Source organism: Shewanella sp., from assembly GCF_013214165.1.
Lineage (GTDB): Bacteria > Pseudomonadota > Gammaproteobacteria > Enterobacterales > Shewanellaceae > Shewanella.
Map to the genome: position 1 here is coordinate 1 of NZ_JABSSM010000103.1, position 10,504 is coordinate 10,504.

General features: G+C 47.9%; 8 protein-coding genes and 1 pseudogene. 8 read left to right on the forward strand and 1 reads right to left on the reverse strand.

Going from position 1 to position 10,504, the window contains the following annotated elements; genetic code table 11:
* Together HRU42_RS18945 and lolE are read left to right on the forward strand one after the other, a co-directional pair.
* Positions 1-249 (forward strand): annotated as a pseudogene (locus HRU42_RS18945) (lipoprotein-releasing system ATP-binding protein LolD); the annotation flags it as partial.
* 79 nt (positions 250-328) lie between these two features.
* Positions 329-1,588: a lipoprotein-releasing ABC transporter permease subunit LolE gene (gene lolE, locus HRU42_RS18950; RefSeq protein WP_295033406.1), complete on the forward strand. Its 1,260-nt coding sequence runs from the start codon at positions 329-331 to the stop codon at positions 1,586-1,588.
* Between the two features lie 152 nt (positions 1,589-1,740).
* Here the strand turns inward: lolE and HRU42_RS18955 are convergent, their stop codons facing one another.
* Positions 1,741-2,253: a DUF2062 domain-containing protein gene (locus HRU42_RS18955; RefSeq protein WP_295033407.1), complete on the reverse strand. Its 513-nt coding sequence runs from the start codon at positions 2,251-2,253 to the stop codon at positions 1,741-1,743.
* Between the two features lie 31 nt (positions 2,254-2,284).
* Between HRU42_RS18955 and HRU42_RS18960 the strand changes: the two genes are divergently transcribed.
* The 6 genes from HRU42_RS18960 (at position 2,285) to HRU42_RS18985 (ending at position 10,373) form a co-directional block, all read left to right on the forward strand.
* Positions 2,285-4,585 carry a DNA internalization-related competence protein ComEC/Rec2 gene (locus HRU42_RS18960; RefSeq protein ID WP_295033409.1) on the forward strand — a complete coding sequence of 767 codons (2,301 nt, stop codon included), beginning with the start codon at positions 2,285-2,287 and terminating at the stop codon, positions 4,583-4,585.
* A gap of 33 nt (positions 4,586-4,618) precedes the next feature.
* On the forward strand, positions 4,619-6,439 hold the full coding sequence (gene msbA / locus HRU42_RS18965; protein WP_295033411.1) for a lipid A export permease/ATP-binding protein MsbA: 1,821 nt from the start codon (positions 4,619-4,621) through the stop codon (positions 6,437-6,439).
* Positions 6,440-6,442: 3 nt separating this feature from the next.
* The gene (gene lpxK / locus HRU42_RS18970) at positions 6,443-7,465 is read left to right on the forward strand and encodes a tetraacyldisaccharide 4'-kinase (RefSeq protein ID WP_295033413.1); all 1,023 of its coding nucleotides are present in this window, start codon (positions 6,443-6,445) and stop codon (positions 7,463-7,465) included.
* A complete protein-coding gene (locus HRU42_RS18975) occupies positions 7,455-7,634 on the forward strand; it encodes a Trm112 family protein (RefSeq protein WP_295033415.1) in 180 nt (59 codons plus the stop codon). Before lpxK ends, HRU42_RS18975 begins: the two co-directional genes overlap by 11 nt.
* 172 nt (positions 7,635-7,806) lie before the next feature.
* The gene (locus HRU42_RS18980; protein ID WP_295033417.1) at positions 7,807-8,529 is read left to right on the forward strand and encodes a lipopolysaccharide kinase InaA family protein; all 723 of its coding nucleotides are present in this window, start codon (positions 7,807-7,809) and stop codon (positions 8,527-8,529) included.
* A 245-nt stretch (positions 8,530-8,774) separates the two neighbouring features.
* Positions 8,775-10,373 (forward strand): M28 family metallopeptidase, encoded by a 1,599-nt coding sequence (locus HRU42_RS18985; RefSeq protein WP_295033419.1) that lies wholly within the window; start codon positions 8,775-8,777, stop codon positions 10,371-10,373.
* The last annotated feature ends 131 nt before the right edge of the window (positions 10,374-10,504 follow it).

The following is a 10,504-nucleotide window of genomic DNA, read 5'->3' on the forward strand; positions in this document are numbered from 1 at the left end:
GCCATTGCCAGAGCCTTGATCAATAAGCCCAAACTCGTGTTAGCCGATGAGCCTACGGGTAATCTGGATGCCGCCAGCGGCGAGGCGGTCTACGAGCTTATTCAAGAATTGGCGACTCAGTTAGGCACGGCATTCGTCGTGGTGACCCATGATAGTAAGCTCGCCTCCAGAATGGACAGACAGTTACACATGGAAGATGGCAACTTGCGCGTTTTAGACTTAAATGAGCTAGCAAGTGAGGCTTCATGAGTCGTTTATTATCAAAAATTTGTGTGGGGTGGCGCTGCTATCTTGTTCGTCAATCAGATCACCTCGTAAGTGAGGCTGCATGAGTCGTTTATTATCAATTTGGGTGGGGTGGCGCTTCTATCGCGCTCGTCAATCTAATAGCTTTATCAGCTTTATCTCCTTTGCCTCCACCGCTGGGATAGCCCTAGGTGTTGCCGTATTAATCGTAGTGTTATCGGCGATGAATGGTTTCGAGCGAGAGTTAGAGAACCGATTACTCGGCGTGGTGGCCCATGGCGAGCTTACTGGCGTGAATGAGCCCATTGCTCATTGGCAGAATATTGCCGCAGATGCCGAGAAGATACCAGGCATATTGGCCTCGGCCCCCTTCATTCGACTCCAGGGTCTGGTGCAGAAACCCGGTGGATTTCAAGGTCTTAGCGTCTTAGGTATAGACACAGAGAAAGAACAGAAGGTATCTGTTATCTCTGACTTTATGTCTAAGGAAACCTGGTCGAAATTAGCCAAGGGTGATGAAAATAATATCGTGCTTGGTAAGGGCTTGGCCGACAGTCTGGGCTTGAGTGCCGGGGATTCCTTGAGTCTCTATATGCCAGATGTCTCGCATCAGAACCGAGAAAATCAAAGGATTGCCTCGGCTAAGAGTCATCGCTTCGTGGTGGCTGGGGTGTTTGAACTCGGAGGTGAGCTGGATCTTAGCACCGCCTATATTCCCATGAAGTATGCAGCTTCGATTTTAGGCATGGGCCAGAGGGTATCGGGTGTCAGAATTAAGGTTGAACAGGTATTTGAAGCACCCAGATTGATCAGAGAGCTTGGCTATAGCCAAGACCTATATCTCTACCTCAGCGATTGGACACGGACGCAAGGTAACCTTTATCAGGATATTCAGTTAGTCAGGGTCGTCATGTATCTGGTGCTTGCCCTAGTTATCGCCGTGGCCTGTTTCAATATAGTGTCTACTCTGGTGATGGCGGTTCGCGACAAGCAGTCTGAAATAGCAATATTATTGACCATGGGCATGAAGCGGGCCTCTATTATGATGATATTTATCGTTCAGGGTGCCCTTAACGGTGTGCTGGGGTGTGTTTTGGGCGGGGTGTGTGGCGTCATAATCGCAGATAACCTGAGCAGCATAGCCAAAGGTATCGAAAATGTCTTAGGCATAAAACTCCTGTCCGGCGATGTCTATTTTATCGATTTTCTGCCTTCGCAGCTGATCTTGTCAGATGTGTTTACTGTGTTGCTGCTCGCCTTTATCATGAGCCTGCTGGCGACGATATACCCCGCCTGGAAGGCGAGTAAGACTCAGCCAGCGATGGCATTGGCTGGGTGGTAAATAAATAAGTAAGTCCTGTCAGCAAGGCTGTAAGATCAAGGTTGCGATAGAGATAAGGCGAAATTTGTCATTCCCTTGTCTCTATGTGACGCCGCTTTCGCTAAATTAAATGATGACAGATCATAGCTTTATCTGCACCTGAGCGATGGTGATCACTTCACACTTTTTCTGCTCTTCCATTTGAGCAAGATGGAATATCTCCATAGCGTCTTGATTAAAAAGTATCCAACCAAGGCAAACGCTGTGCCTAATACCAGGCAGCCCAACATGAAGGGCGGGCCTATGGTGAACACGGAAGCTTCCACCCATCGCCAGGTCGCCTCGAATGCAAATTCTTGGGGCGGGTGGCCGAGTATCTTGGCTCCCAACATATAGGCCGCATAAAACATGAAGGGCATGGTAACGGGATTCGTTATCCACACAACTGCGACAGCTATGGGTAAATTACAATTGAAAACAATGGCGAGCGCCGCCGCCAGTACCATCTGAAATGGCATGGGGAGCCAAGCGACAAAGAGGCCGATGGCAAAGGCTGCAGGGGCCGAGCGACGATTGAGTGCCCATAGATTCTCTTTATGTAACAGCTTACCGAACATCTGCAAGTGTTTGTGATTCCGCAGCGTTTCGGGTTTAGGCATAAACTTTTCGATGAATTTTTTTGGCATAGATTGCAATTACTGTCTTAACTTATTCAGTATGAATCGATTCATTTTTGGCTTCAGCATAAGCATTTTATCCAGTCTCTTGTGGCCGGTGTTACCGTCAACACCTGTATATATAGCCTCAGTTGTGGTGGGTCTTATTGTGCTGAAACGAACTCCTGTTATTGCCGGAGTACTACTCGCGGTCGGGTGGGTTTCACTTTTTGTTCAACTCTTATGGGTTGATGAACCACCGAACTCAGTACAAAACATCATCGTGAGGGGCGAAATCATAGCACTAGTTGGTTCAAACGGCGACTGGCTTAGCATGGATATTCGTCAATCGAATGTTAAAAGTGCAATTTATTTATCTAAAGTACTCAGACTGAGTTGGAAGCAAGCCCCTAAATTGGCGATGGGTGAGCAATGGGAGTTAGTGGTAAAGCCCAAACCCATCACTAGCGTATTAAACCAGGGGGGCTACAATCAGCAACGCAGTTTTCTGAGTCGACACATAGTGATGAAAGGGAGTGTGAAATCAGGCATTAAGATCGGAGAGGCCTGGTCCCTCCGCAGCAAAATAGTCAAGAAATTGAAACCTGAGCTGGCACATTTTGCTCATGGGGACCTGATGTTAGCGCTCTTGCTCGGGGATAAGAGTCTAATCAATAGCGAACGTTGGCGCTCATTAAGAGTATCTGGCTCTGGGCATCTGATCGCCATCTCTGGGCTGCACCTTTGTGTCGTCACCACCTGGGTATTGTTTCTCTCTCTGTTTTTACTGACACGCTTTAAGCCTAGCCAGAGTCGGAAAAACATATTGATAGCGGGCTTGTTCTCGGCCGTCGCCGCCATATTTTATGCTTACCTCGCGGGGTTTTCTCTGCCGACGCAACGTGCCCTCATCATGTTACTCCTCTTGCTTACCATGGGGCTGATGAAGCGTTTCTCCTCACCTTGGGAACGTCTGCTTTATGCCCTGTTTTTTATTTTGCTCTTCGACCCTTTGGCTTGCATGAGTGCCGGTTTCTGGTTGTCGTTTTCAGCGCTGGGGATTATTTTCCTCACGTTATCTCAATGGACAAGGCGTGAATCGGCGCAGGAGGCTGACATTGGCCCCCTGCTGAATGTGAAAAATAAATTTGCCATGTTCTGGTCTGTACAGTGGCGTTTAAGCTTGGGCTTAGGCCTGATCCAGGCACTGCTCTTCGGGGGGATTTCCGCCTATGGCTTGCTGTTCAACCTTGTCTTGGTACCTTGGTTTAGCCTAGTGGTCATCCCAGTTTCATTTTTATGCTTCTTGGTATGGGCTGGTGGGCAGGTTTTTATCATCGAGTTGACGCAAATATTTACCTTAGTCGACCTGAGCCTAGTGCCCATGAGTCTGGGGTTTGGCTTGATTGAATCTTTGCCTGGTGCATGGATAAGCGTTTCGGGTCAGACCTTAGCTTGCCTGATTTTTTTTATGTTAGGCCTGCTGATGTTTCGGGGTTCACAGCACAGATGGCGACTGGTATCAATAAGCTTGTGCATACCCCTGGTGCTCAGCGTGCTGTTTGGGCTAGTCGCGCCACCCCAGAATGAGTGGCGGCTTCATCTACTGGATGTGGGGCAGGGGCTTAGCGCCGTTATTGAAAAATCAGGTAAGGCGCTGATATATGACACAGGTGCTGCCTATGGCACTAATTTCAGTTATGCCGAGAGGGTTATTCTCCCATTTCTGAGATTTAGAGGACTCGATTCCGTCGATTATCTGGTACTTAGCCATAGTGATAACGATCATGCTGGCGGTGCCAAGCTATTGCTGGAGAGTTTTCCCCATGCCCGAGTCATTACCGATATGCCTGAGTATTCGCAGCTCAATTGCAGACCCAAGTCTCTACTATGGCAAGGACTTAGGCTAGAGATATTGGCGCCTATGGTCCCAGAAGAAGGGAATAATGGCTCTTGCGTGTTAAGAGTGAGCGATGGTAACCATCAATTGATGTTATCCGGTGATATCGAGAAAGAGGCAGAAGCCTTGCTGTTGAGCAGCCAGCAAACTTTGCCGAGCGACGTCTTAGTGGTTCCTCATCACGGTAGCCGTACCTCTTCCACTGTTGCGTTTATCAATCGAGTCTCCCCGCAACTGGTTCTGTTTCCTGCTGGGTTTAATAATCGTTATGGCTTCCCTAAGAAAGAGGTTGTAGAACGTTATCTGTCAACGGGCGCCAGGGTGTTAGTGACCGGGAATGAGGGGCAGATTAGTGTGATTTTTCACCATGGTGAACCTAGTGTCAGCACTTACCGCGGCGATCTGGCGCCTTTTTGGTACAACAGCTTGTTTAGGTTTGGTGAGATTAACAATACAGAGTAGAATGCCTTTTTTGAATTATGAATAGACTCGTTAATGACAAACTCTTCAAATCAAGAAGTCTGGACCGTATTTAAGCGCCTAATGGGCTATATCAAGCCATTGAAAGTCGTGTTTGGCTTCGCCGTTCTTGGCTTGTGCATGTATGCCGCAGTCGATGCCACTTTTATCGCCGTGATTAAGCCCTTTATCGATGGCGGCTTCGGCGGTCAAGTCGGTCAGGTGACTTCATCATCGGCTGTCACCAATATTGATCTTGGCACAAGTGATGGCTTTGGCGCATCGAGTAATGTGCTGATGATGGCGCCTATCGTCGTCATTGTGCTTTTTAGCCTGCGTGGTTTGGCTAATTTTCTCTCTACTTATTGTATCTCTTTCATGAGTGCACACCTGATCATGGATTTGCGCCAAGAAGTGTTCGAGCATTACCTCACCCTTCCTGTGAGTTACATCGATAGGGAAAATTCAGGTAATCTCATCTCCCGTGTCACCTATGATACCGAGCAGATAGCGCGTGCTACAGGTAGCGCGCTGATCAGCATAGTCAGAGACAGCATCACTGTGGTCGGCATGCTCGCTATCATGTTCTTTTATTCTTGGAAGCTATCTCTGTGCATTTTTGTCATTGGGCCTATCATAGGCTTGATCATATCTATCGTCAGTAAACGTTTTCGTAAGGTCTCTAAGCGAATACAAGCCGCGATGGGCGGTGTGACCGCAGCAACTGAGCAGATGATCAAAGGTCATAAAAATGTGCTGGCATTTGGCGGCCAGGAAGCCGAGTCTGAGCGTTTCGCCGTGGTTAATGAACAAAATCGGTATCAAAATATGAAACTGGCTATGGCGCAATCCATCAGCCAACCTCTGGTTATGGTGATAGGCTCATTCGCTCTGGCCTTCGTCTTGTATGCCGCGAGCTTCGAGGGCATGCAAGAGGAGCTAACGGCGGGAACATTCGCTACTATTCTCGGTGCCATGCTGGCCATGCTACAGCCAATCAAGAGCCTGACTCGTGTCAATGCCGAGTTTCAGCGCGGTATTGCCGCCTGTACCACAGTATTTGAACTGTTAGACACTAAACCCGAAGTCGATACTGGTACCTATAAAGTCGAACGTGTCAAAGGTGAGCTTAGCTTTAATCAGGTGAGTTTTCGCTATCCGAATCAAGACAAGCTTGCATTGAATAAAATCGATTTTTCAGTCAAGCAGGGCCAGACCATAGCCTTAGTCGGGCGTTCCGGCTCGGGCAAGTCGACGATAGCGAGTCTGATCACCCGTTTCTATACTGGCCTCGAAGAGGGAAGTATCGAGCTTGATGGTGTCAATATAGATGACTTTGGGCTCAAGAATCTTCGCTGCCAAGTTGCCCTTGTTTCGCAGCAGGTGACCCTGTTTAACGATACCATAGGCAATAACATCGCCTATGCATACCCAGGTGAAGTGACCCAAGAGCAGATCATTGAGGCGGCAACGCTGGCACACGCCATGGAGTTTATCGAGTTACTGCCCGAAGGGCTAGATACTCAAGTGGGTGAGAATGGTGTCTTGCTCTCCGGTGGTCAGAGGCAAAGAATCGCCATCGCTCGGGCTATCTTGCGTAATTCGCCGGTACTCATACTCGATGAGGCAACATCGGCCCTGGATACCGAGTCAGAGAAAGCCATTCAATTGGGACTGGATAACTTGCGACATAACCGCACCTCGATAGTGATTGCTCACAGATTGTCGACGATCGAATCTGCGGATCAGATCTTAGTGATAGATCAAGGTGTGATTGTAGAGCGCGGCGATCATCAGTCCTTGCTAGCTCAAGGTGGCGTATACGCTAACTTGTATAAAATGCAGTTTAGCAGTTAAGTCATGCAAGCATTTGTCAATAAACTTTGGTATCCGGACAAGGATGCTCATCCGGTCTTTAGGCTGCTTAAGTATTTGTTATTGCCATTGACCTTAGTGTTTTGGCTGGTGAGTCTTATCAGGCGATCCCTGTTTAAGTCGGGTCTGAAACAGAGTCATAGCCTCCCTGTGCCAGTTATCATTGTCGGTAATATCACAGTGGGAGGCAGTGGTAAGACGCCCACAGTCATTTATCTTATCGACTTGCTCCGCAAACATGGCCTAAAGCCAGGCGTGATCAGTCGCGGCTACGGGGTTAAGTTCGAAGGTGTAAAAACAGTCGAGCCACAGATGCCAGCGGCGGAAGTCGGCGATGAACCTGCCATGATAGTCGCCAGAACGGGAGTGCCCATGGTTATCGGGGCCGACAGAGTGATGGCGGCGGAACAGTTGCTTACCAATACCCAGGTCGATGTGATCATCAGCGATGACGGCTTGCAACATTATCGACTCGGGCGTGACATAGAACTAGTTATTCTCGATGGTGAGCGCCGATTGGGTAATGGCATGCTATTACCTTCGGGTCCTCTGCGAGAAGGATGTTGGCGCGCTCAGTCTGTTGACTTCATCTTAGTCAACGGCCAAGCACGGGGTGATGAGTTTCAGATGGAACTCTTGCCTCAGGGTATCTTTCCCGTATCGCCATCTTCCAAGCATATTTATGCGCCTACCCCCGTGGTGGCCGTCGCTGGAATAGGTAACCCGCAACGCTTCTTCAATACTCTAGATGAACAAGGGCATAGCGTCATTAAGACACATGCTTTTGAGGACCATCAGCAGTTCACTCTCGATATCCTGATGCAGGTGGCGGGCGAACACCCGATATTGATGACAGAGAAAGATGCAGTTAAGTGTCGCGATTTTGCAAAAGATAACTGGTGGTATCTTGCGGTTGATGCCAAGCTACCCATAAGATTTGAAGCGGAACTCATGGACAAGGTTCATGGAGCCATGAAAAAGAAACAAGGAAAATCAGATGGCGTTTGATAGAAAATTATTAGAAATTGTTGCTTGTCCGATCTGTAAAGGAAAGCTGGATTACGATAAAGCAAAGCAAGAATTGATCTGCAAGGCAGACCGTCTGGCCTATGCCATTAACGATGGCATCCCTGTACTGCTTGAAAACAAGGCTGAGCCTTGGCAGGATGAGGCTTAAACCTCATAAGCCCTTGCCTAGGCAATATTAACGCTCCTATATGGAGCGTTTTTATGTCTTGTCCCATACAAGATGTACTCAATATATCGTTTACAGCTCATTTCACTTATTCACATTGCTTTAATTAACCCAGATCTTCATAATCGTCTGTCACTTTTTTTGGAGTTAGCGTGTGCCTGAACAAACTTTCGAAGCTGTCGTTGGAAAAATATTGAATGCTAACCAAGGGACCCGAGTGTTCAAGTTCGAGCATCAGGGTCAATTCTATTGGCTTAAACAAGCGGAGAAATTGACGGGGGCAATGCGATTTCTCAAGCAGAGTCCTGCTAAGGCATTGCAGGTTGAAGTTGAGACATTAACCATGCTCGCCAGTAAAGGTGCGCAAGTTCCTCGACTTATGTGTTCATCCTCAGATCACTTTGTTATTGCAGATGTCGGCCCGACGATCAGTTCCTGGCTCAGTGATAAGACCTTGAGTCAGGATGAGAAACAGCAGATCTTGAATGCCAGTGCGACCGCTTTGGCCAATTTACATAAGTTAGGGCTGGCTCACGGTCGACCGGCCTTGAGAGATATCAGCTGGAGTGAAGGTCAGGTACATTTCATCGATTTTGAAGCCAGTCAGAACAGTAAAGATATCGCCTATCAGCAGAGACGGGATCTACTGGTGTATATTCATAGCCTGTATCGATATATGGGAGCGGATCACGAGATGATAACCCCGGCTATCCAAGCATATCGAGATGCGGGTGGCGACGCTATCTGGCTAGATGCAAAACAGTGGCTCGCTTCCTGGCAGTGGATTTATCCGGGTTTGAGACTGTTTAAAGATATCGGCGGCAAAGATTTGCGCCCCATGTACTGGTTGTTATGGCACTTTAGGCAGATAGCATAATTACCCAGTTCAATTTACGGCTTAAATTTTCTAGCTCAACTTGCCGACTGAGCTTACCCGCTCAGTACAGGGGGGGATGTCATCAGCCCCCCTACTCATGCCCTAATCGCGTCGAATTGCCCCATCAACTATCTTGGTTCAGTTAATCATTTGTGCCCTGAGCTATTGTCCTGACTGGGGCGATATCCTACACTGCCTTATCTATGATACCGATTTTTTAAAACAAAAATATAAAAGGACTATGGGTGAAAAATTACATTCTAGCGAGCATATGTTGTTCGTCGTTGCTAGCGTTTCCGGCCATTTCACAGCAAGATGAGTTCGCGTTTGATGCAGCGCAGTATCGACAAGATGTTCGGGTGTTGGCCAGCGACAAGTTTGGCGGCAGGGCGCCCTTGTCTGCAGGAGAGGCCTTAACCTTAGATTATCTGGTTAACTCATTTAAGAAGATAGGCTTGGAGCCGGGTTATAAGGGCCGTTATTTGCAAGCTGTTCCCTTGGCAGAGATTAGCGCCGATGTGGATATGACACTCAGCATAGAGGGAATGACGTTTAGTCAAGGCGATCAGTTTACCGCCAGAACCCAGAGAATCGTCGACCAAGTTGAACTCAAGAATAGTGAGCTGGTGTTTGTGGGCTATGGCATTAATGCTCCCGAGTATGCTTGGGATGATTATCAAGATATAGATGTGAAAGGCAAAACTGTCATAGTTCTAGTCAATGATCCAGGTTTTGCGACTCAAGATGACGACTTGTTTAAAGGCAATGCCATGACCTATTACGGCCGCTGGACCTACAAGTATGAAGAGGCCGCCAGACAAGGCGCCGCTGGCGTATTTATCGTTCATGAAACCGCTCCGGCAGCCTATGGTTGGGGAGTGGTGCAAAATTCGAATACCGGCAGTAAGTTTACCCTCATTGACGATAACAAGAATCTGGGTCAGGTCGGGGTCATGGGCTGGGTGCAGCATGACGTAGCTAAACAAATATTTGCTAAGGCGGATCTCAATTATGAAACCTTGAAGCTCGCGGCCAGTAAGCCAGGTTTCAAAGCCGTCGATCTCAAGATGCAGGCAAATTTGCTGTTGAAAAATACCTTAGTGATGGCCGAGTCTTATAATGTTGTTGCCAAATTGCCCGGCAGCAATAAGGGAGATGAGACGCTTGTCATGCATGCCCACTGGGATCATCTGGGTACTAAGCTAGACGCACAAGGAAAAAAGCAGATATTTAATGGCGCTGTCGATAATGCCTCTGGCGTCGCCGGAGTACTCGCCTTAGCCAAGGCCTTTAAGGCAAAGGCTGATAAAACGCCTTTTAAACGAGATATTTTATTTACCAGCTTCACCGCCGAAGAAACCGGGCTGATCGGTGCCCAACATTTTGCCCAAAATCCGCCGGTGCCCACCAAAGATATCGTCGCCTTCCTCAATATCGATGGCATGAATGTCAACGATGGCGTGGATTACATCTTAGGTTATGGCCAAGGTGTATCTGAACTAGAAAACTACTTAAAAGAGGCCAGCATAGCGCTGAAACGCCATGTTAAAGCCGATCCGCGTCCGCAAAATGGTTTGATGTATCGCTCGGATCACTTTGCACTGGCTCAGCAAGGCGTGCCTGGCTTGCTGTTTATGAGTTTAGGCGATACGGATCCCGATTATATCGCGCATAAATATCATAAAGACAGTGACGATTACGATAGCAGCTGGTCCCTTGGAGGGGTGAAGCAAGATCTGCAGCTGATTGGTGATATCTTATCGCGACTCGCCAATGAGCAGGATTGGCCTAGATGGATCCAAGACTCAGATTTTAAAGCCAGACGTGCAGAGGATGGTCGATAACTGCCTAGCTCTAGTTTATATTCCATGAAGAAACACTGAAGCTTGTGTTTCTTCATGGAGCTAAGGTAATGTTCAATTACAGTTTCAGCCCTTCGTATAGCGTGTTAATCCATTTATCTGCGGTGCTGAAA

What these genes read in the sequence shown, in the direction of transcription:
- HRU42_RS18975 (WP_295033415.1), top strand. Translation starts at nt 7,455, where the DNA reads ATGGCGTTTGATAGAAAATTATTAGAAATTGTTGCTTGTCCGATCTGT.
- HRU42_RS18960 (WP_295033409.1), top strand. Translation starts at nt 2,285, where the DNA reads ATGAATCGATTCATTTTTGGCTTCAGCATAAGCATTTTATCCAGTCTC.
- HRU42_RS18955 (WP_295033407.1), bottom strand. Translation starts at nt 2,253, where the DNA reads ATGCCAAAAAAATTCATCGAAAAGTTTATGCCTAAACCCGAAACGCTG.
- msbA (WP_295033411.1), top strand. Translation starts at nt 4,619, where the DNA reads ATGACAAACTCTTCAAATCAAGAAGTCTGGACCGTATTTAAGCGCCTA.
- lolE (WP_295033406.1), top strand. Translation starts at nt 329, where the DNA reads ATGAGTCGTTTATTATCAATTTGGGTGGGGTGGCGCTTCTATCGCGCT.
- lpxK (WP_295033413.1), top strand. Translation starts at nt 6,443, where the DNA reads ATGCAAGCATTTGTCAATAAACTTTGGTATCCGGACAAGGATGCTCAT.